Genomic DNA, 25879 nt, shown 5'->3' with positions numbered 1-25879 from the left:
TCACTCCGGGCGGAGCGTCTCGATCCGCGGCGTGAGCTGAGCGGTGCGCGAGTATCCCGACGCGGCCTGCTGTGCGGCGCTCCGCTCCTGCGGCGTCTGATCCAGCGCACGGCGCGCTGTCTCCTCGAGTGCATCGGCGATGGCCTCGGGCGTCACCTCTGCAACCGGCACGTGCACCGGTGAACCCTGAAGGACATCCGTTGCAGCGTTGCCCGGGTCATGGATCGCCGCCACCGGCATGCCGGTCGCGGCGTACTCGTAGACCTTTCCGCTCGTGACGTAGCGGCCGGCGCCGAGCGCCAATACGAGTGCATCGAAGCCGGCGTAGACACCGGCGATGTCGGCCTTGCTCACCGGTCCCTCGTAGCGGATGCCGAGGTCACGGCCCCGATCGAGGGCAGTCTGGAGCTGCTCACTGACCGTGCCGAAGTGGCCGAGGTAGCCCCGCAACGATAGTCGCGCGTTCGAGATCGGGCCCCCGCGCGCCCGAGCGATGGCCCACCCCGCCACAAGCTCACGGAACGGGACCTTGTCTGTGATGGTGCCGATGTAGCCGAAGACCAGGCCCTGCTCGCGACCGGCGCGCACCGGGACGGTCAGCGGGGAGCCGTACTCCTCGAATCCGTTGGCCACGACGCGCATTCGGCTCGCGGGCTGCGGATGCTGCCGCTCGTGCCATTGCCTGATCGCGTCGTTGACGAACCACACCTCTCGGGCGTTCGCCATGAGTTTCGCCTCCCAGCGGTTCACCACGGGCAGCGCAGTGATGAGCTTGTGCCCCGTGAACACATCGAGCTGCCAGGCGTCGCGATAGTCCATGACGTAGGGCACGCCGAATCGGCGATGCAGGTGCCACCCCGGGATGAAATCGACGTGCGGGTTCGCGGTCCCGATCGCGAGGTCGACCCGGCGCTCGGCATGGATTCGCTCGGCGGCGCGCTCGAGCGACGGCCGCCAGCGACCGTAGTTCGGCTCGGGAAAGTGCCGGAAGTCCTTGCGCATGTCGGCGAGTTTGAACAGCTCGGGATGACGCGCCCGTGCGCGGGGCCACCGGGCGATGTCGTTCTGGAACGCAGGCACGTGCGGCTCATCACGGACCACGCGCACTCCCGGCCGGATCTGCTCCTCAAGGCGGAAGTCCGCGCCGGTGGAATCGACGAAGATGCCCCGCGGGACGGTCAGCACGGTCACGTCCCACCCGGCGTCGGCGAAGGCGTTCACCGTCGCCAGCGCTCGGTAGACGCCGCCCGCACGGCTGGGCGGGAAGCTCCAGGCCGTGTAGAGCAGGTGCGGTTTACGGGCGGTCATCGCGCGCGCCGCTCGACCGCCGCGCGTGCGGCGGGGTAGCCGTAGACGGTGGGCAGATCACGACCCGCCCTGCGTGCGGCTCGCGCCCACCGCCACGCCGCGTACCCGGCATCGCGCTCCGCTGCCACCAGGACGTCGGCGGTGCGGATGGCCCCGCGGGCGGCCGGCGTGGAGCGCGTCGCCCGCCAGAACGTCGCACCGGCATCGAGCGGCGTGAGCCGGATCAGGATGCGTCCGGGCATCGACCTGGAAGCGAGAGCTCGCAGTCGCGCGGCGATCCTGCCGCGGAGCGGTAGAACGATCGTCTCGACCTGCGGGTCCGCCGGACGCTCCCCTGCAATGAGGGTCACACGCGCCCCCTCGGGCAGTCCGGGTAGCGTTCCCTCGTCGAAGCCCGCAGAAGGGGCGAGGACCACGATGTGCATCAGGTCTTCCTCTCATCTACGAGCGCCGTGGCATCGGCCACAGCGCTCGCCAACTGTTTGCCGCGTTCCCACTGCGCGCCCCAGGCGATCGCCGCCGCGCGGTCTTCGGGGGTCTGGGCGAGGGTCCGCCGCCCGACCTCCGACAGGGCCGCCGCCACATCCTCCGCCGACAGCGACACTGTCGGCGTCCAGACCGGCGATGAACGCAGGATGCTCGTCGCGGCGCTCGCAGGGTCATGGACGGAGACGACCGGCAGACCGGTCGCGGCGAATTCGAAGACCTTGCCGCTGGTGACCCCCGGCCCGCTCGCTAGGGCGAGCACGAGAGCGTCGAACTGGGCGTACACATCGGCGAGATCAGCCTTCGCGACCGGACCTTCGTAGCTCACACCCTGTGCGGCTGCGGCGTCCAGCAGGCTCTGCAGGTCCTCGTTTGCGACACCGGTGCGCCCGAGGTGTCCGCGCAGCACGAGGCGAGACCGCGCGATGAGAGGATCCCGCTCCCGTGCCAGCTCCCACCCGGCGAAGAGCGCCTCAGCGGGGAACTGTCCGAAGTTGATCGTCCCGACGTAGCCGAACGTCAGTGCGTCCGTCGGCGGGCGGAAGGGCACCGCCGGGGTACGCCCGCCTGTCACATCGAAGCCGTTGGCCACGACGCGCATCCGGTCCGCAGACTCGGGGTGGCGTTCGGCATGCCAGCGGCGGATCGGCTCGTTGACGAACCAGATGCGGTCCGCTTCAGCCATGAGTTCGCGCTCCCAGCGGCGCTCGGCCGGCGTCGCGGACGCACGATCCGTGCCGGAGAAGACGTCGACGTTCCAGGCGTCGCGATAGTCCATGATCGCGGGCACCCCATGGCCGCGCTTGAGATGGCTCGCCGGGACGAAGTCCACATGCGGGTTGGCCGTACCAATGGCGAGGTCGACGCGGCGCGCAGAATGTACGCGCTCAGCGGCGCGCTCCAGTTCGAGGCGCCACAGCCCGAAGCCCGGCTCCGGGAAGACACGGCGCTCCCGGGCGAGCCGCAGGCCGTTCCACAGCTCCGGGTGCCGCGCACGCAGTGGCGACCAAGCTGCCACGTCGGTGTCGTACGCCTGCGCCGAGAACGGCACGCGCTCGACTCTGACACCCTCATCCACTGCGGCGAGGAGCGAGCGGTCGACCATCGCATTGTCGGTGAACGTTCGCTCCGGAGCAGCGAGCACGGTCACCTCCCAGCCTTCAGCAGCGAAGGCGTTCGCGATCCCGACGGCGCGGTGCACTCCTGAGGTCCGCGCCGGCGGGAAGGCCCAGGCCGTGAGCAGGACGTGCCGCCTCACGTCTGGACTCCGAGGAACGCGGAGAGAACGCGGGCGGAGTAGGCGCCGTCATGCACGGCGGCCACGAACGCCGGTCCTCGGGCGGCGACCTCACGATAGTGATCAGGTCGCGCGACGACGTCACGCAGCACCGCACCCAGTGTCGCCGGTGTGGCGGAGACCACAGGCACCTCCAGCCCCGTCACCTCTCGCACGTGGTCGCGGACCTGGTCGTGCACATGCGCGATGACGAGCCGGCCCGCAGCCATCGCCTCAACGGATGTCACCGAGTACATGCCCAACGCGAACTGTTCCAGCACGACATCCGCGTCGGCGTACAGACCCGGCATCCGGTCTGCGGGGGTTTTCTCCACGCGCCGATAGTCGACCTCGCCCGCGGTGTGCAACGCGCGCACCACCGGTTCGATCAGATTCGTGCCCTTCACGAGTGGATTGGTCGGGGCGTGCAGCACGATGGGGACGGGACGCTCGAGCACGGGTGCGTTCGTCGCCCAGCGATTCGGATCAACGACGATCGGCAGCCATGTCGAATCGGGGCGATCGAGCAGCATCTCAGGGGTGGAGACGAACACCGGCGCTCCCACACGATCCAAGATCGCGTGGTTGGCGCGCGCGCGTGCTTCCAACGCGCCGACCCACTGCGGATCTGCGCCGCGGAACGGCGACCACTCGTCCAGCCGGGCATGGCGGCTGGGCAGCCGGATGTCCGTCCCGTGGCAGACCATGCCGACCTCGACATGCCGCTGGCGCAACCACGCGGCTTCCCTCGCGACGACCTTGTCAAACGCCGCTCCGAACAGGGAGCGCTCAGCCTCGAACAACACGTGGGTGAACCCGGAGCCGACAGCGTCGCGCTGGCGCATCCCCCACTTCCGGGAGAAGCTCCAGACGTTCTCGGCTACGGCGTAGTCAGCGGGAAAGCCGTAATCGGCATGCCCGCGGTACTGCATGTTCACGGCGCCGACGCCGTCCAGCCGTTCGGCTGCGCGCGCCCAGGTGTAGCCCTGCGCAGCGAAGTTCGCCGGTCCGATGAAGAGCCGGACCGGGGTGTCCGGCGCCGGCACCGGTGGCGGCACGCTTTCCAGGTCGTAGCGGGACGCGGGAGGCAGCAACCGCACGCTCACGGCCTCGGGCAGTCGTGCCCGGACCAGTCGCGCGGCGATACGGCCCTTGGACCGCAGCGCCGCTGTGAGGTCCGGGACCCTCACACCAGACCCGCCAGCTGCGCCTGCATCGCGAACTCACGATTCGCGGCCACGACCTCATCGAACGACCCTGACTCCTCGACGCGTCCTTCTTTCATGAACAGGATCTGGTCGAAGGGGCGGATCGTCGACAGTCGGTGCGCCACGGCGATGACGGTGACTTCGCCTTGCAGGCCCTGGATCGCGGCGGCCACGTCAGCCTCCGTCTTGGTGTCCAGAGCGCTCGTCGCCTCGTCGAGGACCAGGATCAGCGGGTCAGAATACAGCGCCCGCGCGATGCCGAGCCGCTGACGTTGCCCGCCCGAGAGCGTGAGCCCCCGCTCGCCGACACGCGAACTGAGGCCGCCTTCACGCTGCTCGATCACGTCCCACAGCTGCGCTCGACGCGCCGCGTGCTCGGCGCGCTCGAGATCCACGTCCTTCCCCCAGGTGAGGGCGATGTTCTGCGCGATCGTTCCGTCGAACAGCGTGACGTCCTGCGGCACGTAGCCGACGTGCGAGCGCCAGGCGCCGAGCACGTCTTCCAGCGGCAACCCGTCGATGGTGAGAAGCCCCGCTGTGGGAGTGATCAGTCCGAGCAGCAGGTCCACCAGCGTAGATTTACCGGCGCCCGAAGAGCCGGCGATGCCCACGGTGGAGCCCATCGGGATCTCGATCGTCACGCCGGATACCGCGGGCACCGCGGCCTTCGGATAGGTGAAGCCGACGTCGTGGAACGACAGCAGCTGCGGGGCAGCAGGAAGCGGCTGCTTACCGAGATGCTCCTGAGCGCGGAGATATTCCTCGCTCGTCTCGATGTCGCTGATAACGGCATCCGCATACGGCGCTGCGGTGACGGTGCGGGTGATCACCGACTGGAATCCGGTGAGCGCAGGCACGAGGCGGAACCCGGCGATTCCGAACAGCGCGATCGCCGCTATCGCCCCCTCCATTCCGTCCAACGCGAACGCGAGACCGCCGGTGAGGAGGAACCCGCCGATGATGGCCGCGTCGAACACGAATCGAGGTACCGACGAGAGGAAGCTGACGTTGGCGCGAGCGCGCGATGTCAAGGCGCGCTGGTCCCGGACGACCGCCTCCACCTCGTCTGCCTTGCCCCGGAGCGTGATCTCCTTGAGCGAGGCGACCATCCCGGAGATCAGTGCGGCGACCTTGAGCGCGGAGTCCCGCGCGACGCGGCCCGCCTGCCGGGTCTTGGAACCCAAGACCGCGTACTGCAGCGCGGCGATGCCGCCGAGGTAGACGACGGTGATGAGCGCCGTGAGCGGCTGTGCGAAGACAATGACACCCGCGACACCGACAGACGTCACGACGAGCCCAGGAAGCGTTGTGATGGGCAGCAGGAAGCCCGCGATGACATTCGCGATGCCGGTGTCGGCCATCTGCACGATCTGGGCCGTATTGCGACCGAGGCGCTCGGTCCAGGGCGCGCGGATGTAGGCGGAGAAGAGGCGTCCGCCCACAGCGAGCTCGTAGGAGGCGAACCTCCGCGTCGCGATCCATTGGAGGCCCACGTTGGCCGCAGACTTACCGACCACGAGGATTGACAACACGACGATCAGCCACGGCACGGCGCTCTCCGGCAGCGTCCCGACGATGGGCAGTCTCACCGTATTGCCCGCCGCTGCGGCAGCGAGGGTCAGCGCGAGGAGCATGAGAGCGACGACGTCGACGACGGCGAGGACCGCGGTGAGGGTGCAGTACCACAGCAGGAACCGGCGCGCCGATGCCGGTAGGTACGGCATCAGCCGCCGCAGGGTCGAGGAGATGAGCTTCATCGGTTAGACGGCGATGGACTCGCCGGTCCTCGCAGAATCCACTGCCGCCTCGACGACGACGAGCGTCCGCTGTCCCTGAGCCATCGTGACGACGTCGCTTTCTCCCCCCAACACCGCGTCACGGAACGACTCAAGCTCCACCCGCAGCGGCTCCCGCTTGGCGATGGCGAAGCGAGTGACGTCCCCCTCCGAGACACCCCGGAATGAAGAGACAGACTCCCACTCCAGGGGAATGGTGCCATTGGCGAAGAACGTTAGGTCGCCCGCCGACGTGTCGGCGACGAACGCGCCCTTCTCCCCCGTGACGACCGTGACCCGCTCCTTCATCGGGCTGAGCCAGTTCACGAGGTGGTTCACGATGACGCCGGAGGCCAGGCGCCCCGTGATAGCGATCATGTCCTCGTGTTCTCGGCCGGACTTGACCGCGGTCTGCGCATAGACGGACGTGTAGACGCTCTGGGCGACCCACGCGGTCAGGTCGACGTCGTGCGACGCCAGGTCCTTGGCGACGCCCACGTCGGCGATGCGCGAGGGGAACGGCCCCTGGCGCCGCGTCTGGATCTGATAGACACTCCCGAGGTCGCCTGCCTCCAGTCGGCGTCGCAGTTCCTGCAGCGCCGGGTTGAAACGCTCGATGTGGCCGACCGCGCCCACGAGTCCGGCATTCTCGAAGGCGTCGACCATCCGCTGACCGGCGTCGAGCGTGTGTGCGATGGGCTTTTCGACCAGCGTGTGCACACCCGCCGCGGCAAGCTTCAGCGCCGCTTCTTCGTGGAAGCGGGTCGGTACGGCGACCACGGCGATGTCGATTCCGGCGTCCATCAACGCGTCGATGTCGGGCAGGATGCCGAGGCCTCCGGCGACCCCGTGTGGGTCACCACCCGGGTCCGCTATCGCGACCAACTCGATGCCGTCGACCTCGCGCAGCACGCGGGCGTGGTGACGCCCCATCATGCCGACACCGAGCAGGCCGGCGCGCAGGGCGGCCATCAGGCGCCCGCCCCGGCGACGGCGTTGACGGCGGCGACGATCCGGTCCAGATCCGCGGCCGACAGGGAGGGGTGCACCGGCAGCGAGGCCACCTCGCGCGCAGCCCTCTCCGTTTCCGGCAGATCTAGGCCCGGGGCGTACGGCGCGAGCGAGGGCAGGCGGTGGTTCGGAATCGGATAGTAGACGCCGGCGCCGACATTGTGCTCGTCCTTGAGCGCCTTCACGAAACCGTCGCGGTCATCGGCGACGCGGATCGTGTACTGGTGGTACACGTGGACGGCGCCGTCCGCGACGGGCGGTACGACGACGCCCTCCACATGTGCGTCCAGGAAGGCGGCGTTCCGTTGGCGTGTCGAGGTCCAGTCATCGACCTTCGTCAGCTGCACCCGGCCGATGGCCGCGTGGATGTCGGTCATGCGGGCATTGAATCCCACCACCTCGTTCTCGTACTGCCGCTCCATGCCCTGGTTGCGCAGCAGCCTGACCATGCGGGCGATCTCCGGCGACCCCGCGGTGACCATACCGCCCTCCCCGCTGGTCATGTTCTTCGTCGGGTACAGAGAGAACATCGCGAAGTCCCCGAACGTCCCCACGGGGCTGCCGTCCAGCGCCGCACCGTGCGCCTGGGCTGCATCCTCGTACAGAGCGATGCCGTGCTCCCGTGCGATCTTCCCCAGCTCCCGCATGCGCGCGGGATGCCCGTACAGGTGGACGGCCAGGATCCCCTTGGTCTTATCGGTGATCACCTTCTCGACAGCGGCGGGATCGAGAGTGAACGTGTCCGGCTCGATGTCGGCGAAGACCGGCACTGCACCGGCGAGCGCGACGGAATTACCGGTCGCTGCGAACGTGAACGAGGGCACGATGACCTCGTCTCCAGGTCGCACGCCCGCCGCGAGCAGGCCCAGGTGCAGCCCGGAGGTCCCGGAGTTCACCGCGACGGTCGGGCGCCCACCGACGAAGTGATCGGCGAATTCCTGCTCGAACGCCGCCACCTCGGGCCCTTGTGCGACCATTCCGCTGCGCAGCACTCGATCGACCGCGTCGCGCTCTTCGTCGCCGATGATGGGTTTGGCCGGCGGGATGAACTCGCTCAATCGGACTCCTTTGACGGATTGTTCTGTGTGTCGATGTTCCGGTCGCCGCTGGCTGGCGCGGGGCGCGCGACCTCGGACACGACATGGGATGCACGGTCCGCAACGGCGCTCAGGGAGAGGTTTTTTCGCGCCCACTCCGCGCGCTGCGCGCGGCGACGGTCGGTCTCACCGCTGCCTTGCTCCTCGAGCAGCTGCTGCATGCCCTCGGCGACGTCCTCCACCGCGAAGCCCACCGCCGTGCCGAGTCCGGCGCTCGTGACGAGCTCGCCGCCCTCGGCGGGTCCGGCGAAGAGCACCGGCGTGCCCGTGGCCGCAGCCGCGTAGGTCTTCGTCGGTCGGGCGAAGTCGTACCCGATCCCGGGCACGATACTCACGAGCGCAGCGACCGCACCCCTGATCCATGCCGCCGACTCAGGGGGACTGATCACCCCACCGAAATCGACCCGCCCGGGTACTAGCGCCCCAGCGAGGTCGCGTAGCCGAGGCTCGACGGCGCCCTGACCGAAGAACTTGAGCCGCAGGTCGGGATGACCGTCGACGATCGATGCGAAGGCTCGGATGAAGACGTCCGGTTGCTGCCATTCCGACATCGTCCCGGTGTAGACGAAGTACCTCTGCCCGGGTGAGGCCGGTGCGATCTCGGGGGTGAACACCGAGGTGTCGATCCCGTTGCCGATCGTCGCCACGCGAGAGCGGTCGGCGCCGAGCAGGACGAGCCGATCGGACACCTCCTCGCTGACGGACAGGATGCCGCGAGCCTGGCGGAGAACGAGCCGCTCAAGACCGCGGATGACCGACACCACCGCCCGGGGCGCGCCCATCGAGATGACGCCGTCCGTCCAGACGTCGGCTGCGTAATACACCACCGGGCGGCGCTTGAGCAGGGCGACGACCGTGGCGACGAACCCCGTCGTCGGCGGCGACTCGGCCACGACGACGTCGAAGCGGCGCAAGAGCAGGCGCGCGAAGAGGGGCAGGTCGAAGCTCAGGTACTGCAGGTATCCGCGCACGTTGCCGCCGCGGTCGCGCAGCACCGGCCATCGTCGCACACGCACATCGGTGGGGTCTTCGACGGCCGGTGCGGCGGCCGGGGGGCGGGTGCTCAGCACGTTCACGACGTATCCTCGCTCCGCGAGCGATCGAGCCAGCGCGCCCAGCCGGAAGGCTCCCGCGCTGACCTCGGGCGGGAACAACCGGCTGACGATGACCACACGCGTTATCGCGGGTGTCTTTCCGTCGGCGGCGAGAGGCATTTCCATCAACTCTAGCGAACGCCTCGAAGCCCTCACTGGGCGCATGCCGTGATCCTCCACAGCGTCGCGCTCTTGGTCCCGGCGACCAGTTCGAACCCGTCCTGGGTGCCGAACCCGGTCATCCCGGGCATGAGGTAGCGTCCCGGCGCCTGCTCGCCAGGCCCGAAATCCAGGACGTAGTCGGGGTAGCCGTACTGTGCGAGGGCATCGCACACCGCTGCGTCGTCCGCGGCATCCCGGAGACTCCCGGCGAGGACGTTCCATGCCTGGTGCCGGGGCGGAGACCACGTCCGGGGATAGACATCGAGACCGCTGAGCATGTACCCGAACGCGCCCCCCGTGGAGGGGTTCACCAGAACCCGCGCATCCTCGTCCACGTACCGGGGCAACTCCTCGAGGAGCTCGCGCTCAGAGGAGTTGAGATAGGAGGTCTCGTCCTCGGCGTAGCGCGACTCGATGTCGAAGGTGTTCTCCACGACTTCAGGCATCTGCTGCACTGGCCGCAGGACGATGCCGACCACCAGCACCGCCGCCAGCACTCCATACGTGAGCCATTCGGCCCATCGACGGTCGGACAGGAAACTCGCCACCCACCCTGCGACCGTCGCCGCACCGATGGCGGCCAGAGGGATCACGACGAGGGGTACAAGCGCGACGATGCGGTACGGGTCGGCGTACCAGGCGCCGAGCAGCACGGACCGCACGCCGAGGTTATCGATCGACGCCACGGCGACGTACAGCGCGCTGACGGCCATCCAGGCGACGACGAGCCAGCGGAGGCGGGCCTTCCGGCATGCGGCCACGAGGCCCACCGCCATCAGCACGCTCACGAGCACCGCTGGGGGCAGCCGCAAGTGGGTGTTCAACGCAAGGTCAACCAGAACCTCGGCATTTCCCCGGAAAGCATCCCAGTGCGCTCCGCTCGTGGACCTGGAGAGGAAGTACCACACTGCAGCGAGAGCGCCCCACATCGCCACGATGGCGAGCAGAGGCAGGATGCCGCGCCGTCTGCCCAGCGTGGCGAAGGTCGCCCACGTCAGGGACAGGAGCCCGAACACCAGCAACCCGGCAGGTTGGGCGACACCGATCGCCCCGATGCACAGAAGGACCAGCAGCGCCGCGGCCATCCCGGCACGCCAGCCGCGGGGCCATCCTTCTCTCCCCCGCACCCACGCCGGCACGGTGATGACCGCCGACAGCGCAGCGGGCAGGAGAGCGGTCGACAGAGCGTTCGGGTACAGCACTCCCCACTGGAACATGAGCATCGGGAACGCGTGCAGAGCGCCGGCAAGCAGACCCGCGGCCGCGGCGACGACATCGTCATGGGTGGCGACACGGGCGAGCAGGGCAATGCCGGCCGGCCAGATGAGACCGGCGATGACCATCGCCACCGCGTTGGCCGCCATGGGGATGCTCGCCCCCGTCATCATCACGACCAGCGAGGTGATGCCGTGCCAGCCCGCGGGATAGAAACCCCTGCCTCCGATCACCTCACTGACATGCAGCGATGAGGCGGACTGGGTCTCCAGGATGAACCGGATCGCGTTGAGGTGGAAGACCGCATCGTTGGTCTGGGAGATGCCGTCGGGAGTCTGGATGTACAAGAGGAGCCTGACGACGACCAGCGCCCCACCCACCGCGATGCCGGCGACGAGGAGAGCCGTCCGTCGCCGAGCTGCGGCCCGCGCGGGCGACGGCCTCAAGTGAAGCACCCACCCGGCTACCGCTGCCGCAACGACCAGCACCACGCATCCGACGAGGAACACGAGCGGCGTCCACGGTAGACCGAGAAGGTCGACTGCGAGCGCGAGCCCCCCGACGGAGACCGTTCCCACCACCGGGGCGAGCCCCCACAGGCGCAGCCCGCGCAAGCCCAGCAACGCCAGCACCGCCGCGCCCGGGACGAAGACCACGGCGGCGGCGACCAGGATGACCGGTACCGCCGCGATCCAATCTCCGATCACGATTCGACCAGGGAGATGGCGCCCGCCACCGGCCCGTCGTAGACGACCTCCCCTTTGTTCATGACGATGCCACGAGTGCAGAGTTCGCGGACCATCTCCATGTCATGGCTGACGACCACCAGGGTCTTGTTGTGCGCGATGAGCTCCTGGAACTTCAGCCGGCACTTCTCGCGGAACGGCGCATCGCCGACGGAGAGGATCTCATCCACCAGCAGCACGTCCAGTTCGACGTGGATCGCGACCGAGAACGCGAGCCGCATGAACATGCCGGACGAGTAGTGTTTGACCTCCTGGTCGATGAACGGCTCGATCTCGCTGAACGCCACGATCTCGTCGTACCGCGCCGCGATCTCCTTGCGGCTCATGCCCAGGATCGCGGCGTTGAGGAAGACGTTCTCCCGTCCGGACAGCTCGGGGTGGAAGCCGGCCCCGACCTCGATGAGGCCGGCGACGCGACCTCGGGTGAGCACCTCTCCCCCGTCCGGCTGCATGACGCCGGAGATCAGCTTGAGCAGGGTCGACTTGCCCGAGCCGTTCAGCCCCAGGATCGCCACGGACTCGCCCTCGTTGATGACGAGATCCACACCGTTGAGAGCATGGAACACGCTCGTGGTCTTGCGGCCGCGCAACGTGGCGACCACCGTGTCCTTGAGCGAATGGGCGTGATGAAGAAGGAAGGTCTTCTCAGCCCTCTGGACGACGATGCTGGGCTTGAGAGAAGTCGTGGTGGTCATAGATCCTGCGCGAACCTTCCCTCGAGGCGGCGGAAGACCAACTGGCCGACGAAGAACACGACGACACCGATGAGGAAAGCCCACAGCGTGTTGATGCCCAGATCGGGCGCGAGTGGCATGTCTGCGACAACCGGCGACGTCGATCGGGCGGTGTCGGTGACGGGATACCAGAACGCGTAGTGGAAGAGCTCGACAGCCTGCGTGATCGGGTTGAGCAGGTACAGCTCGGTAAGCCAGTCCATCCCCACCGTGCGGGCTGCCTGCGCCACCATCGTCCAGTGATACAGGACCGGTGAGGCCCATGTCGCCAGCAGGAGCAGGAGCTCCACGATGTTCTCGGCATCGCGGAAACGCACGTTGACGGCTCCGAAGAAGAGCCCGAGGCCGAGCGCAAAGAGCAGGATCAGCAGCACCGCCGCGACGATCGCGAGCACCTGCAGGATCGTCACCTGCACGATCCACCCCATGAGGAGGCACACGACCAGCAGCAGGGCCACCTGCGGCAGGAAGTGCACGAAGGCGACGACGACGGCCGACGCGGCGAAGAGCTGGCGCGGGAGGAAGACCTTGCGCACGAGCGGAGCGTTGCCGACGATCGACGTCGTCGCGTTCTTGAAGGCCTCGCTGAACAGGTTGATGACGACGATGCCGCTGAACAGGTATACGGCGTAGTTGGGGATGCCGCGATTGAGGTCGAGGAACAACCCCATCACTGCCCAGAAGACCAGGAATTGCGCCGCCGGGCGCACGTACGACCAGGTCCAGCCCAGCACCGAGTTGCGATACCGGGTCGTCACGCCCGTCCGGATCAGGAGCCGCAGCAGGTAGTGCCACCGGAAGACATCCAGGAGACCGCGGCTGCGCCCGGGGACGTCGAACTCGGCGCGCGGCACGGCGGCGAAGGGGTCGGGTGTGTTGCTCACGATCGATCGTTCTCGGGGCGGATTCGCCGGGTACCAGCGAACCGGGCCAGTCTAGTCGACCCGTTCCTGTGCTCCCGGTGGACGGCGACCACCGGTCAGCTCAGCATCGCTGGAACTTGCCCACTGAGGCGTTCATGACGCCCACGCCGCCCACGAGGGTGAAGGCGGACCCGCCATTGCGCAGCATGAAGTCGGCAGTCTCGCCGGTCACGCAGCCGCCCCTGTTGACGAAGATCGGAACGCCGCGCTCCGCGGCTAGCACTGCCCCGGTCAACGCATCGGGAAAGTCTCGCCCTGTCGCCAGCACCATCGACCGGGTACCTGCACCGAAGGACGCGCTGTTGAGTGCCGCGTTCGTGGCAAAGCGGTCGATGCCGCCGTACCGTTGGACTGCGAGCGCCCGAGAACTCAACTGGTCGGCGATGCCCTTCGAAACTGCGCCTTCCGCTCCGGCGATGACCACATCCTTCGCCCCAAGAGCGGTGAGGGTCCGCAGCGTCTGGTCGTCGACCCGTCCGGTCTCACCCTTGACGAGGATGACCGGAGCGCTACGGTGGCCGGCGATAGCGGCCGCGCCGAGCGCGTCCGCGAAGTCTCTGCCCGTCGCGACGTAGACAGTGGGCGCTGATCCGAACTGGGCCGCAATCATGCGGGCGGTGTCGTATCGGTCGGTGCCCCCGATCCGGTCAACGGTCAGCGAGGAACCAAGAAGCGTGCGTAGCCGGTCCGGCATGCCCGCGTCGAGAACCCCCGTGCCGCCGATGAGCACGACGCGCTGCGGCGCGAGCCGTTTCAGCTCCGCCGCGGTCGAGGCGGGCAGCGCCCCGGGCCGGGTGAGCAGCAGCGCGGCGTCCTTGTTCGCCGCGAGCGGGGCTGCCGCCAGCGCGTCGGCGAAGTCCGTCCCCACGACGAGGTAGACCGTGCTCGTCCCGTTGGCGAAGGATGCCCGCGAGACGGCGACCGCCGTCTCGTAGCGGTCTTGGCCGTCCAACCGGTCCGCCGCGAATCCGCGAGCGGACACGCTCGCAGAGGTGCTCTGGGTCTTCTCTCCACCAAAGTGGGCGGAGACGGTCACGGAGATGCGCGCGGTGGCGTCGTCATTCGTGACGCGGTACGACGATGCGGTAGCTCCCGCGATGACCTTGCCGTCGCGGTTCCATTGATAGGAGAAGGAGGACGGCTGGGGAGTCCAGGTGCCGGTTGCGGCCGTCAGGATCTGGCCGGATGCGGCGTTCCCGCTGATCGTGGGCGTGCCTGGTACCACGGTGAACGTAGAGAGGTACTTCGTCGTCAGCCACATCTGCACGCCGTTGACGCTGGCCCTCGTCCACGCCCCGTACGTGCCGGAGGCCTGCACGACGGTGCCTTTCGCGAGGCTCACCGCTCCGGTGCCGCACGCGGTCGTCGGCGCACCGCGGGCATTGAGGGAGGCTGCGGTCACGACGAGCCGGTCACCGCGCGGAGCGATCTCGGTCGCGGGCGGCACGGTGCACGGAGCGACCTGCGCCGCGGGAGCGCCGGTGACACCGCGGAACCACTGTGCGTAGTAGTTGTAGAAGTTCCTGTTCCCGTACGACGAGCAGTCGTCACCGGTCCCCCATCCGGCGGCGAGCGCCGCGATGTTCGGACGGTAGGGCGTGTAGATGTAAAGGTTCGCCGTGGCCTGGTTGTGGATGTACACCTGCGAGGTGCCGCACGCAGCCTTGTCCGGGTGCCACTGGATCGTGTTGACCCGACCGGGGCGGTAGTTGTACCAGGTGGGGTTCTGGACGTAGATCTGCTGCTGGCGTGCACCGAGGTACATCTGGTTGACAAACCCCGCCGCGCGAGGGTCGCACGGCGCGGTGTCGGGGCAGCTCTGGCCGAGCGCCTTGTCGTAGTGGGTCGTGGTGGGCTTGGTGCGCGTCACCAGGCTCTGCTCCTTCTGGAGCATCACCAGAAGCACCCGCGGGCTGATCCCGCACGCCTGACCCGCGGCGGCGATGATCTCCGCTGCCGTGGCGCGCGCCTTCCCCGGCACAGCCTTGCAGTACCGGTCGGCGGCCATCGCGGGCAGGTCGGCCCGGTAATCCTTGATGCACGCAGGCCCACCCGGTGCCGGTACGCATGATCCGCCCTTGTCGTTGAGGAACGCCTGGACCTGCGCGGCCGACATCGCAGCTCCGTCGAAGAACTCGGCGTCGCTGATGATCATCCCGCCGTCGAAGATCGACCCCCCGGCGGCCTGAGCCGAACCCGAGGGGGACGCCGCCCCTAACGCCGAGCCCAGCAGAACGCCGGCGAGCGCGAGTACGGCGAGCTTGGACGCCCGCCGCGGGCGCTCTCGGGTGTGAAACATGTGACCAGTGTTGCGGAAGTTGGCCCTGAACACCAACGATCGTCCGCGACTGCGCCTACAGTTCCGCGTGCAGTTGCCAGATGCGCTCGGCGCCGCTGACCCACGAGAAGGCGCGCGCGCGGTCGCTGGCGTGTACGCGCAGCACTTCGGAGCGTTCCCCGAGGGCGGACGAGATCGCGTCGCCGAAGCCGGCGGGTGACGCGGTGGCGGCCGAGTCCGCGAGCACCTCGCGATGCGCGGGCGAGTCCGCCGCGACGACGGGCGTGCCGGTCGTGATCGCCTCCACGGCCCGCCACGGCCAGTCCGAGCGCTCGGACGGAGCGAGGAACATCGACGCGCTGCCGTGCACCGCAGCCCGGTCGAACGGCTCGAGCGAACCGCGGACATGGACACGCGCTTCCGGGACACCGGCAGCGGCAGCCAGTTCCACGACAGCGGGCTCCTCCCCATCAGGGCAATCCAGGACGACGACGTCCCCGTCCCACCCGGCGCCCACGATTCCGGCGAAAGCGGGCGCAAGCCCATCCGATGCGGCCGCTCCGCCTGCCGTAGCGACGAACGTCCCGGGCAGGTCGAGCGAGCGCAGCCGCCCCGCGACATCCGTGGGGACGCGGAATCCCTCCGGCGCAGCCCCGGCGATGACGCGGATGCGGCCGGCGAGACGGGGAGCGATACCCGCGAGCGCATCGGCCATCGCGTGGGTGGGGACGACGACGGCGTCCGCGTATCTCTCCGCCCTCTTGAGCATCGCCCGGTGCCACATCACCTCGGGCCGCGACAGCGCCTCGGGCGCCTCCCACGCGCGCAGATCCCACAGCGTGACGACCACCTGATGCGTCTCGTTGACGCGGTCGTGCCGCACCAGCGGGGCCAGCAGCGTCGGTGAATGGATCATGCCCTTCCCGACGCCGGGTGCCATCCCCAACTGCCAGGATGCGGCGAGCTCGCGCCGCGGCAGACCGAGGCGCGAGAGATCGACGAGTCCATCCACTGCGGGGTCTTCGCCTCGCGGGATGATGCCGGCCACATCCGCTCCCCGCGGGGCGGTCGCGATGAGCGCGTTCGTGAGCGCGCGCGACGCCTCCGCCAGGTCACGGGAGGTGGGCGAGACGAGCTGGTCGAGCACGACGCGCAGCGTGGCGGTCACGCGCCCGGCTCCGGCGTGGGTGGATGCAGGGTGGTGCGGACGAGCTCCTGGATGTACGCGTAGTTCGGATCGAACTCATCGATGCCGCCGTCAGGCGTGAGCTCGATCGTCGAGACGGGGAGCTCCTTCGCCTTCATGGCCAGGTCCACCAGCGTCGGCAGGAGCGGCTGGGGCAGGTCCGTCTCCACGACGGCGGTGCCGGCGGCGGCGACGTCCTGGAACCGGGTCAGGACGTTCTCGGGAGTGAACTGGGCGAGCATCGCCTGCTGCAGCTGCCGCTGGCGCTCCATGCGGTCGAAATCGCTCGTGGTGTAGCGCGAGCGCGCGAACCACTGGGCGGTGTCGCCGTCCATGTGCTGCGGCCCCGGCTCGATCCACCCGATGGCCCAGTCCTCGGCAGGCTGACCGGGATACTGCGGACCGCCGCCTTTGGGCAGGCGCTCCTCGACGGTGATGTCGACGCCACCGAGTGCATCGACGAGAGCGGCGAAGCCGTGCATGTCGATGAAGACGTAGTAGGGGATCTCGATGCCGAGGATGCCTTCGGCGGCGTCCTTGGTCGCCTCGATGCCGGGAGCGGATCCGTTCGCCGCGGCGTCGGGGTAGAGCTCAGTGCCGTCCTGGCACACCTCCACCTCCGTGCGCAGCTGGTTGATACCGCTCCCCCAGCCGCACGTGGAGCTGGCGAAGCCTTCATGCCCGTCCGGGTATTTGTCCTGCATGGGCCCGGGAGCGAAGGGGAAGTTCGGCATGTCGCGGGGGATGCCGGTGATCGTGACGGCGCCGGTGTCGGCGTGAACCGAGACGACCGAGATGCTGTCGAACCGCATCGAGTCGCGCCCCTCGCCGCTGTCGGCGCCGAGGAGGAGGATGTTGTAGTACCCGTCGGAGGGGGGCACCACGGGCCCGGATTGCCCGAAGATGTCGCCCAGCGTGTCGCGCGCTATTCCGGCTGCCTGCGCTCCCCACACCGCACCGCTCCCAGCGCCCACGAGGAGCAGCACCGAAACGGCGGCGATGCCGAAACGGGCGATCCTGCCGGTGCGGACGAGGCGGACCAGGCGCAGGGTGTCGACGGTGAGCACGACCCAGAGCACGACGTAGCCGACGAGGAGCACCTGGACGAGGGTGAGCGGAACCCACCGGAACCACCCGAGCCACTCCGGAAGCCACGCCCCCGACACGATCGAGACCAGGGCGGTGGGCCACAGGAGGGCGAACAGCCCCGCGACGATGAGGCCGATCCACAGTGCAAGCGTCGCGCCGATGCCGAAGCGGCCGAGGCGGCGGCTGCCGGCGAGCACCTGTGCCGACCCGGGCAGGAGGAAATTGAGGACGACGAGCCACCATCCGCGCCGCGTCATCACCTGGGGCGACCCGGCGTCGGGATTGCGCAGCGGTCGGGTCTCCACGACGCTGCGGGCGGCCGGGCGCGTGCGGGGCGCCGTGCCGACGCTCACAGGGAGTCCTTCAGCCGCCGGCTCTTCTCCTCGACCTGCGTCTCCAGCGCCCGCGCGTAGGCGACCAGTCGGTCGCCGAGGGCGAGGTCGGTGCTGCCGAGGATGCGCGCGGCGAGGATGCCCGCGTTCTTGGCGCCGTTGATCGACACGGTGGCGACGGGGATGCCTGCCGGCATCTGCACGATGCTCAGCAGGGAGTCCATGCCGTCGAGCGTCGCGAGCTGCACGGGCACGCCGATGACGGGCAGGGAGGTGACCGAGGCGAGCATGCCGGGCAGGTGTGCCGCTCCGCCGGCTCCCGCGATGATCACGCGCAGTCCGCGCGCGCGCGCGTCGCGGCCGTAGCGCATGAGCTTGTCGGGCGTGCGGTGCGCGGAGACGACCTCCACCTCGTGCGGGACGCCCAGCTCCGTGAGCATCTGCGAGGCGTCGCTCATGACGCGCCAGTCCGAATCGGAGCCCATGACGACGCCGACCACAGGCGTCTCGGAGGAGTGCAGCGGTCGGGTCACTGCACCAGGCTAGGGCGACTGCCTGCGAGATCGCCGCAACGGCGCGGGCCTCAGTCCAGGAAGTGGGCTGCTGCCGCGCGCGCCTCGTACGCGACGTCGTCGAGATCGTCGCCGGCGACATTGACGTGCCCGACCTTGCGGCCGGGCCGCGGCGCCTTGCCGTACGTGTGGACCTTGGCCCGCGGATGCTCCGCCATCGCCGGCGCGAACCGCTCGAGAAGTCCGCCCTCCGCCGGCCCGCCGAGGAGGTTGACCATGACCGACCACGGTGCCGTCGACTCTGTCGCGCCCAGCGGCAGGTCGAGGACGGCCCGGAGGTGCTGTTCGAACTGGCTGGTCACCGCCCCGTCCTGGGTCCAGTGGCCGCTGTTGTGGGGGCGCATGGCGAGCTCGTTGACGAGGATGCGCTCATCCGTCGTCTCGAACAGCTCCACCGCCAGCATCCCGGTGACCCCCAGGCCTTCCGCGATGGCGACGCCGAGGTCGGCGGCAGCCTGTCTCAGTCGCGCGCTCGCGCCGGGGGCGGGGGCGAGCACCTCGGCGCACACGCCGCCGCGCTGCACCGTCTCCACGACGGGGTAGACCGCGACCTGTCCGGACGGACGACGGGCCACCTGCTGGGCGAGCTCGCGGGAGAAGTCCACGAGCTCCTCGACCAGCAGCTCTCCCCCGCGGGCGTCCTCCGCGAGCGTCGTGAACCAGTCCTGCGCCTCGTGGGCCGCCGAGACGACGCGCACGCCCTTGCCGTCGTAGCCGCCGCGCGGGGTCTTCACCACGGCGCGGCCGCCGTGGGCGTCGAGGAACTCCTGCAGCTGCGTCTCATCCGACACCGCCGCCCACTCCGGCTGCGGTGCGCCCAGCTCCTGCATGCGCCGGCGCATGACGAGCTTGTCCTGTGCAACGCCGAGGGGCTCGGGCCCCGGGTGCACGGCGACGCCGGCGTCCACGAGCGCGGCCAGGACGTCCTGCGGCACGTGCTCGTGGTCGAAGGTGATCACGTCGACGTCGTGTGCGAACGCGAGGACGGTGTCGGCGTCGCGGTAATCGCCGGTGGCGGTGGCTGCGAGCTCCGCCGACATGCCCGGCTCTTCGGCGAGGACGCGGACGTCCACGCCCAGCTCGACCGCGGGCGCGATCATCATCCTCGCGAGCTGGCCGCCTCCGATGATCCCTACTCGCAGCGCCATGGGTCCCCTTCCGTCGCCCCCATTCTCGCGCAGGCCGCGGGCGCCCACGACGGCGAGCGCGGGGTGGTCACATCTGCGCGGTGGGGACGGTCGCCGGCTGGGCGTCGCGGTGGGCGAGGATCTGGTTCACCTCGACCTGGTCGACGAGCACTTCGTGCACGAGCTCGACACTGGGGACGTTCCGCAGGCGCATCGGCGCATCCACGCCGTTGGAGAGGATCAGCGTGCCCGCTCCCCAGAGCCGCTGCAGGGGGCCGCGGCGCACCTGGATCGTGTACCCCCGCATGTGCGGCAGCTCCGTGCGCCTCGTGCCGAAGAGGCCCGACCGCTCGATGACGCGCCGCGTCGTGATCGTGTAGGTGTGCGCCCACCACGTTGCCCATGGCAGCACGGCCAGGAGGAGCACGGCCGCGGCGGCGGCGGTCAGCAGCATCCAGTCCTCGAACGGCGCGCGGAGATTGCCGTAGAAGTAGCCGACGGCGCCGGCCACGGCGATGAGCACGAGGGCCGACCAGAACAGCCGGCGGGCGTGCGGACGGAAACGGGCGACGCGCAGCTCGGGCGTGGGCACGCCCGGGGCGGGGGTGAGAGGCCGCCCCCCGTACGTCGTCGGAGAGGTCACGCTCCTATTGTGGCGCCGGGCGCCGACATCGCGGTGCTCCCACGCGGATCAGCGCACGTGGACGACGTCTCCGGCCGATACCGGGATCTCCTCGAGCCCCGTCGCGACCACGAGGCGGCCGTCGCCGTCGATGCGCTGGCCTCGCCCCGCGAGCGTGGTCCCGTCCGGGAGCGAGACCCGCACGTCGCTGCCGAGGGTCGTGCACAGCGCCTCCACTTCACCGAGGACGCCGGATGCGGCGGCGTCGCCGTGGGAGGACAGCAGCGCCTGCACGTGCTCGTCGAGGGCGCGCAGGTAGTCGGCGAGCAGGCGGTCGTCGTCGCAGTCCAGCCCGAGCGACGCGAAGGAGACCGCAGTGGCCACGGGGAGATCGGCGCGGGTCATCCGCGTGTTGACGCCGGCGCCCACCACGATGGCGTCCATGTCGCCGGGGACGACCTCGGCGAGGATGCCGCAGATCTTGCCGCCGTCAACGAGCACGTCGTTCGGCCACTTCAGCGCCGTGGTGTTGCCGGTGCCGGCCAGTTGCGCCGCCACGGCCCGCGTCATGGCAGCACCCGCGGCTAGCGGGATCCACCCGCGTGCGTGCGCGGGGAGCCCCGGTACGCGCACGAGCACCGACAGGGCGAGCGCCGTCCCGGGGGCGGCGGTCCAGGCGCGATCGAGGCGGCCGCGTCCGGCGCGCTGGTCAACGGTGACGAGCACCGACAGGTGCGGCCAGCCGGCGGGGTCCTCCTCGGCGGCGGCGAGCACATCGGCGTTGGTGGAGTCGGTGGTCTCCACGACCTGGACACGCGGGCTGACGGCGGCGGCGAGCGGGTAGCCCTCTTCGGGGATCGGCATGGCCCCACCCTAGGCCGGGGCCTGGCTCGTCGTCCGGCCTTGACAGCGGCGGTGCCGATCGTCCGAAACCAGGAGGATCGCCGGAATCAGGACGGGAAGGCCGCCCGGCATCCTGTTCTCGGCGATCCTCCTGTTCTGGGGGCGGCGGAGGGGCGGGTGCGGCGCGGCGACGCCGGCGCCGGCGCCCCACGGCGCATCAGCGGTTGCGGAGGTCGTTGACCACAGTCCAGAGCTGCCGGTTCCCGTAACGGACCTTGTACCAGTTGCGATCCGCGTCGAGGACTTCGATCGGCACGCCCGCAGGCACGACGACTGTCATCGCCCCCGCTGGGGACGTGCGCAGCGCCGTCGCACGCACCGTCACCATCTGCTCGACGGGATACCACGCGGCCGTTCCGAAGGACCCGTTGAAGGATTCGTAAACGGTCCGGGAGATCGCCCGCAGTGCGGCCTGCGGCGGTGCCTGATCGCCGACGATCGAGATGACATAGGTCGACTTGGGTCCCCAGACGACTCCGCTGTCGCCCTGCAGCAGACCGGAATCGATCCACAGCGCGCCGGGCTTCGTGGCCTGGCGGACCCCTGGGGGGATGCCCGAAGCGATCCGGGAGCGCCAGATCTGTGCCGACATCAGGGTGAGGAGGTGATCCGCGGATGGGCGGGAGATCATCTTCGCCCCATGGAGCCGGTCGAGCAGGAGCACCAGGTCGTTCGTCGTGGTCCTGTTGCCCGCATAGAGCACGCTGGTGCCGGAGGGCACGCTTCCGTAGGTCGTCTGACTCCATCCCGAAGCGCGGATGAACGCGTTCAGGTTTCCGATGCCGATCCAGTGCACGATGTCGGAATGGCATCCGTTGTCGGAGGCATGGATCATCACGTAGACGCACGTGGAGAGGTCCAGTCCTGACGGGAGCATCGTCCCCCACGACGCTTCCCCGCGCTCGATCTTGTGCAGCACCGCCCACGCTGCATACAGCTTCATCATGCTCGCCGGTTCGCGGAGCACCCCACCATTGACATCTGTGACCACTCCGAGCCCGTCCATCTGACGTACCGACACGGAGAAAGATCCGGGATACTGCGCCGTCGTGGCTCGGATGGCGGCGTTGAGGTTCCGCTGCCGAAGATCCTTCTCCGCCGAGCAGTTCCGGTTCACCAGCACCGCCGGACCGAGCCAAGCCGGTCCGCCCACCGCCGTGACCGCGACCCCACGGGCGCTGATGTCGGCGGCGACGGCGTCGGGGGTACAGGGCTCGATCGCGTAGTAGAGGGGCTGCTCGCTGGCGGCGGCCAGGGCAGCCGCGACGGCCAGGTCGGGGTCGGTGAAGGAGTTGACGACGATCGCCCGCTGGGCCGGTGCGGTGCGCTGGCCGGCCATGAGGATGGACTGCGCATACCGGTTAGGGGCCACGAGCCGCGAGACGGTGAACCCTGCTGTACGAAGAGACTGTTCGTGTCGCGCGCTCACTGTGCCGAGACCTCCGACGATGACCGTCTTGGTGGCTCCGATCGAGCGAAGAGCAGTCAGGGTCGGCTCGTCCAGAGCCCCCGCGCCTCTCACCAGGAGCACACCGCGCCCGTTGGACGCAGCCGTCACCGACGCGAGGGCGGCATCGACGGTTCCTTGCCCACCGGCCACATACACCGTGTCGATCGTTCCACCGACGCCGGTCAAGGCCAGCCGCGAACTCTCATACCGGTCACCGCCGCCGTACCTGCGCACGTCGGGCGCCCACCGCTGCAACTGGGTGAGGACGGCTTCCTGGACGACCCCCGTGCCCCCTACGACGACGATGCCCTCGGGAGCCAGCCGCGTGAGCTCCTCGGCGACGGCAGCCGGGACCGAATCCGCCCGCACATAGAGCAGCGGTGCCTGCAGCCGCGCTGCCAGACCCGCCGCCACGATGGCATCGGCCGGAGCATTGCCCGCGGTGACGAGAACGGTGGCAGCTCCGCTCGGAAAAGCGTTCCGGGCGGCCGCCACGCTCGTGCTGTATCGGTCCTGGCCCGATACGCGGGATGCGTTGGGGACAGCGACGGCGTCTTGCGGCACGACGGCCCGCGGAGCGCTGCGCGGCTCCGGCTCCACCGGCATGGGGCGGTCGTCGGGGACCTCGTCGGTCGGCGGCGTCACCCGGTCGGGCGCCAGCGGATTCTGGCTCGGAGTCGGCGAAGGAGTCGGGGGCTGCGCGAGGTCTTCGACGTCCGCGGGCGCAGGGGGCTCGGGAGACGGCGTCTGCGCGGGCTCCTCCCCGGTGGCCGATGGGGACGGGGACGGCGGAGACACGGTGGTCTCAGGCGTCGGTGCCGCCATGGCGCCGGACGACGTCGTCAACGACGACGAGAGGACGCACACCACTGCCAGCACGAGCGCGGATGCTCGTGCGATGTGGGACCTGCGGAGGGGGGATCTGTGAGTCACCGTGGCAGGACGATACTGCGATCGCGATCCGCGCGCGGGACCGCCACGCGCCGATTATGAAGAACGGCGCCCGATCCGGCGCCCGATGGATTGGAGCGCACAGCGGATGCGGTGATGCCTTGTGCGCACCCTCCAACGCCGCGGCGCACCCCGCCGATAGGGTGGAACGCGTGACCGAGCAGCCCGATCTCTCCACCACCGCCGGCAAGATCGCCGACCTGCGCAGCAGGTATCAGGCCGCGGTGGTCGATCCCGAGGAGGCCGCGCGCGCCAAGCAGCACGCGAAGGGCAAGCTCACCGCCCGCGAGCGCATCGAGCTGCTGGTGGACCCGGGATCCTTCGTCGAACTGGACGAGTACGTCCGCCACCGCACGACCGCGTTCGGGATGGACCGCGCACGCCCGTACGGCGACTCGGTCGTCACCGGCACCGGCACCATCCACGGCCGCACCGTCGCGGTGTACGCGCAGGACTTCTCCACCTTCGGCGGATCGCTCGGCGAGGTCGCCGGCGACAAGATCATCAAGGTCATGGAGTTCGCCCTCCGCGGCGGCATCCCGATCATCGGCATCCTCGATTCCGGTGGCGCCCGCATCCAGGAGGGCGTGGTCGCCCTCGGCAAGTACGGCGAGATCTTCCGCCTGAACACCGCCGCCTCCGGGGTCATCCCGCAGATCTCGATCATCATGGGTCCCGCCGCCGGCGGTGCGGTCTACTCCCCCGCCCTCACCGACTTCGTGATCATGGTCGACAAGACCAGCCAGATGTTCGTCACCGGCCCCGACGTGATCAAGACCGTCACCGGCGAGGACGTCGGCATGGAGGAGCTCGGCGGCGCGTACACGCACAACACCCGCTCGGGCGTGGCGCACTACCTCGCCGAGGACGAGGACGACGCGCTGGATTACGCCCGCACGCTGCTGGGGTTCCTGCCCGACAACAACCTCGACGAGATCCCCGTCTACGAGACGGCGTTCGAGTTCGAAACGACGGATGCGGATCGCTTCCTCAACACCGTCATCCCCGACTCCCCCAACCAGCCCTACGACATCCACAGCGTCATCTCCCACGTCGTGGACGACGGCGACTTCCTCGAGGTCCAGCCGCTGTTCGCGCCGAACATCGTGATCGGGTTCGGGCGCATCGAGGGCCGCACGGTCGGCATCATCGCCAACCAGCCGTCGCAGATGGCCGGCACGCTCAACATCGACGCGGGCGAGAAGGCCAGCCGGTTCGTGCGCTTCTGCGATGCCTTCTCCATCCCCATCGTCACGCTGGTCGACGTGCCGGGCTACCTCCCCGGCACCGACCAGGAGTGGACGGGCGTCATCCGCCGCGGCGCGAAGCTCCTGTACGCCTACGCCGAGGCAACGGTGCCCCTGGTCACGGTGATCCTCCGCAAGGCCTACGGCGGCGCCTACATCGTGATGGGCTCCAAGCAGCTCGGCGCCGACATCAATCTCGCATGGCCGACCGCGGAGATCGCCGTCATGGGCGGTCAGGGGGCGGTCAACATCCTCTACCGCGGTGAGATCAAGCGCGCCGAGGAGTCCGGCGAAGACGTCGCGGCCGTCCGCGCGCGCCTGGCCAGCGAATACACCTACAGCGTCGCCTCCCCGTTCCTCGCTGCCGAACGCGGCGAACTGGACGGCATCATCGAGCCGGCCCAGACACGCGTGGCCATCGCGAAGGCGCTGCGGGCGCTGCGCGGCAAGCGGGCGAGCCTGCCCGCCAAGAAGCACGGGAACATCCCGCTGTGACCCCCGATCCCGCCGACGCCCCCGTGTCGCTGGACGTGCGCCGGGGAAACCCCACCGAGGACGAGCTCGCCGCCCTGCTCGCCGTCGTGAGCGAGGCGTACACGGAGGAGTCGGCGCAGGCCACGGCCCCCGAATCCCGGGCGCGGTCGCGGTGGCGGCTCTCCGCCAGGGCAGCGCGTGCAACCCTGTCCCGCGAGGCCGGATGGGGCGGATTCTCCGGCTGAGGTGTCCCCCGAAGGTCCCGGCGTGTCCCCCGAAGGTCCCGCGGTCTGTCCCCCGAAATGCCTACAGACGGGGGGCTTGCGCCCGTCGCATACTGAATGAGCTGGAACGCATCACGCGTTCGGTCGGAACCGCTCTTCAGCCGGTTTCGATCTCGCGGGCGGTTTTCGGGTAACCGCTCGCCAGGGCGAGGGGCGGGCGGCTTCGCCGCCCCTCGCCTCCCCCCGACTCACCGATCCGGAACCTCCCCCGGCCGGATCGGTGAGTCGGGTGGGCCAGCCCCGTCCGCGCCCCCGAGAGTGCATCACCTCGGCGAGACGATGCACTTTCGCCGTGCGGCAGATGGAGCGGACGGCGCGCGCACTCTGCC

General features: G+C 69.5%; 21 protein-coding genes. 2 read left to right on the top strand and 19 right to left on the bottom strand.

Annotated elements, in window-relative coordinates:
* The 19 genes from E4K62_RS04870 to E4K62_RS04780 all read right to left on the bottom strand — a co-directional run bounded on the left by E4K62_RS04870 (position 1) and on the right by E4K62_RS04780 (position 23527).
* Positions 1–1308, bottom strand: a complete 1308-nt coding sequence (locus E4K62_RS04870; protein WP_135064270.1) for a glycosyltransferase — start codon at positions 1306–1308, stop codon at positions 1–3.
* Positions 1305–1733, bottom strand: coding sequence for a hypothetical protein (locus tag E4K62_RS18775; RefSeq protein WP_147911166.1), 429 nt, complete (start codon positions 1731–1733; stop codon positions 1305–1307). The genes E4K62_RS04870 and E4K62_RS18775 overlap by 4 nt, the downstream gene beginning before the upstream one ends.
* Positions 1733–3052: a glycosyltransferase gene (locus E4K62_RS04860; RefSeq protein ID WP_135064264.1), complete on the bottom strand. Its 1320-nt coding sequence runs from the start codon at positions 3050–3052 to the stop codon at positions 1733–1735. Before E4K62_RS04860 ends, E4K62_RS18775 begins: the two co-directional genes overlap by 1 nt.
* Positions 3049–4260 (bottom strand): glycosyltransferase family protein, encoded by a 1212-nt coding sequence (locus E4K62_RS04855; protein ID WP_135064261.1) that lies wholly within the window; start codon positions 4258–4260, stop codon positions 3049–3051. The genes E4K62_RS04860 and E4K62_RS04855 overlap by 4 nt, the downstream gene beginning before the upstream one ends.
* Positions 4257–6035 carry an ABC transporter ATP-binding protein gene (locus E4K62_RS04850; protein ID WP_135064258.1) on the bottom strand — a complete coding sequence of 593 codons (1779 nt, stop codon included), beginning with the start codon at positions 6033–6035 and terminating at the stop codon, positions 4257–4259. The genes E4K62_RS04855 and E4K62_RS04850 overlap by 4 nt, the downstream gene beginning before the upstream one ends.
* Before the next feature lie 3 nt (positions 6036–6038).
* The gene (locus E4K62_RS04845) at positions 6039–7025 is read right to left on the bottom strand and encodes a Gfo/Idh/MocA family protein (RefSeq protein ID WP_135064255.1); all 987 of its coding nucleotides are present in this window, start codon (positions 7023–7025) and stop codon (positions 6039–6041) included.
* Positions 7025–8122 carry a DegT/DnrJ/EryC1/StrS family aminotransferase gene (locus E4K62_RS04840; protein ID WP_135064252.1) on the bottom strand — a complete coding sequence of 366 codons (1098 nt, stop codon included), beginning with the start codon at positions 8120–8122 and terminating at the stop codon, positions 7025–7027. The genes E4K62_RS04845 and E4K62_RS04840 overlap by 1 nt, the downstream gene beginning before the upstream one ends.
* Positions 8119–9375 (bottom strand): glycosyltransferase family 4 protein, encoded by a 1257-nt coding sequence (locus E4K62_RS04835; protein ID WP_135064249.1) that lies wholly within the window; start codon positions 9373–9375, stop codon positions 8119–8121. The genes E4K62_RS04840 and E4K62_RS04835 overlap by 4 nt, the downstream gene beginning before the upstream one ends.
* Positions 9376–9407: 32 nt before the next feature.
* Entirely contained in the window at positions 9408–11339 is a 1932-nt protein-coding gene (locus E4K62_RS04830; protein WP_135064246.1) for a DUF6541 family protein, read from the bottom strand.
* Positions 11336–12073 carry an ABC transporter ATP-binding protein gene (locus tag E4K62_RS04825; RefSeq protein ID WP_135064243.1) on the bottom strand — a complete coding sequence of 246 codons (738 nt, stop codon included), beginning with the start codon at positions 12071–12073 and terminating at the stop codon, positions 11336–11338. The genes E4K62_RS04830 and E4K62_RS04825 overlap by 4 nt, the downstream gene beginning before the upstream one ends.
* Entirely contained in the window at positions 12070–12996 is a 927-nt protein-coding gene (locus tag E4K62_RS04820; RefSeq protein ID WP_240742820.1) for an ABC transporter permease, read from the bottom strand. The genes E4K62_RS04825 and E4K62_RS04820 overlap by 4 nt, the downstream gene beginning before the upstream one ends.
* A 100-nt stretch (positions 12997–13096) precedes the next feature.
* Entirely contained in the window at positions 13097–15334 is a 2238-nt protein-coding gene (locus tag E4K62_RS04815; RefSeq protein ID WP_135064240.1) for a cell wall-binding repeat-containing protein, read from the bottom strand.
* Between the two features lie 55 nt (positions 15335–15389).
* Positions 15390–16481 (bottom strand): glycosyltransferase, encoded by a 1092-nt coding sequence (locus E4K62_RS04810; RefSeq protein WP_135064237.1) that lies wholly within the window; start codon positions 16479–16481, stop codon positions 15390–15392.
* Positions 16478–17941, bottom strand: coding sequence for an LCP family protein (locus E4K62_RS04805; RefSeq protein ID WP_240742819.1), 1464 nt, complete (start codon positions 17939–17941; stop codon positions 16478–16480). The genes E4K62_RS04810 and E4K62_RS04805 overlap by 4 nt, the downstream gene beginning before the upstream one ends.
* A complete protein-coding gene (gene purE, locus E4K62_RS04800; RefSeq protein WP_135070920.1) occupies positions 17938–18405 on the bottom strand; it encodes a 5-(carboxyamino)imidazole ribonucleotide mutase in 468 nt (155 codons plus the stop codon). Before purE ends, E4K62_RS04805 begins: the two co-directional genes overlap by 4 nt.
* A gap of 98 nt (positions 18406–18503) precedes the next feature.
* Positions 18504–19640 (bottom strand): 5-(carboxyamino)imidazole ribonucleotide synthase, encoded by a 1137-nt coding sequence (locus E4K62_RS04795; protein WP_135064234.1) that lies wholly within the window; start codon positions 19638–19640, stop codon positions 18504–18506.
* 67 nt (positions 19641–19707) lie between these two features.
* On the bottom strand, positions 19708–20262 hold the full coding sequence (locus E4K62_RS04790) for a PH domain-containing protein (RefSeq protein WP_135064231.1): 555 nt from the start codon (positions 20260–20262) through the stop codon (positions 19708–19710).
* Between the two features lie 48 nt (positions 20263–20310).
* Entirely contained in the window at positions 20311–21105 is a 795-nt protein-coding gene (locus E4K62_RS04785; protein WP_135064228.1) for a biotin--[acetyl-CoA-carboxylase] ligase, read from the bottom strand.
* Positions 21106–21301: 196 nt separating this feature from the next.
* The gene (locus E4K62_RS04780) at positions 21302–23527 is read right to left on the bottom strand and encodes a serine hydrolase (RefSeq protein WP_135064225.1); all 2226 of its coding nucleotides are present in this window, start codon (positions 23525–23527) and stop codon (positions 21302–21304) included.
* 170 nt (positions 23528–23697) lie between these two features.
* On the opposite strand from E4K62_RS04780, the gene E4K62_RS04775 reads away from it, so the two are divergent.
* Positions 23698–25287, top strand: coding sequence for an acyl-CoA carboxylase subunit beta (locus tag E4K62_RS04775; RefSeq protein WP_187270392.1), 1590 nt, complete (start codon positions 23698–23700; stop codon positions 25285–25287).
* On the top strand, positions 25284–25511 hold the full coding sequence (locus E4K62_RS04770) for an acyl-CoA carboxylase subunit epsilon (protein WP_135064219.1): 228 nt from the start codon (positions 25284–25286) through the stop codon (positions 25509–25511). Before E4K62_RS04775 ends, E4K62_RS04770 begins: the two co-directional genes overlap by 4 nt.
* The last annotated feature ends 368 nt before the right edge of the window (positions 25512–25879 follow it).

The organism is Microbacterium wangchenii (assembly GCF_004564355.1).
Lineage (GTDB): Bacteria > Actinomycetota > Actinomycetes > Actinomycetales > Microbacteriaceae > Microbacterium > Microbacterium wangchenii.
The sequence above is the reverse complement of the archived record's forward strand: the minus strand, read 5'-3'. Positions and strand labels throughout refer to the sequence as shown.

Coding starts and splice junctions, on each gene's coding strand:
- E4K62_RS04870 (WP_135064270.1), bottom strand. CDS start 1,308: ATGACCGCCCGTAAACCGCACCTGCTCTACACGGCCTGGAGCTTCCCG.
- E4K62_RS18775 (WP_147911166.1), bottom strand. CDS start 1,733: ATGCACATCGTGGTCCTCGCCCCTTCTGCGGGCTTCGACGAGGGAACG.
- E4K62_RS04850 (WP_135064258.1), bottom strand. CDS start 6,035: ATGAAGCTCATCTCCTCGACCCTGCGGCGGCTGATGCCGTACCTACCG.
- E4K62_RS04845 (WP_135064255.1), bottom strand. CDS start 7,025: ATGGCCGCCCTGCGCGCCGGCCTGCTCGGTGTCGGCATGATGGGGCGT.
- E4K62_RS04835 (WP_135064249.1), bottom strand. CDS start 9,375: ATGCCTCTCGCCGCCGACGGAAAGACACCCGCGATAACGCGTGTGGTC.
- E4K62_RS04825 (WP_135064243.1), bottom strand. CDS start 12,073: ATGACCACCACGACTTCTCTCAAGCCCAGCATCGTCGTCCAGAGGGCT.
- E4K62_RS04815 (WP_135064240.1), bottom strand. CDS start 15,334: ATGTTTCACACCCGAGAGCGCCCGCGGCGGGCGTCCAAGCTCGCCGTA.
- purE (WP_135070920.1), bottom strand. CDS start 18,405: ATGGGCTCCGATTCGGACTGGCGCGTCATGAGCGACGCCTCGCAGATG.
- E4K62_RS04795 (WP_135064234.1), bottom strand. CDS start 19,640: ATGGCGCTGCGAGTAGGGATCATCGGAGGCGGCCAGCTCGCGAGGATG.
- E4K62_RS04785 (WP_135064228.1), bottom strand. CDS start 21,105: ATGCCGATCCCCGAAGAGGGCTACCCGCTCGCCGCCGCCGTCAGCCCG.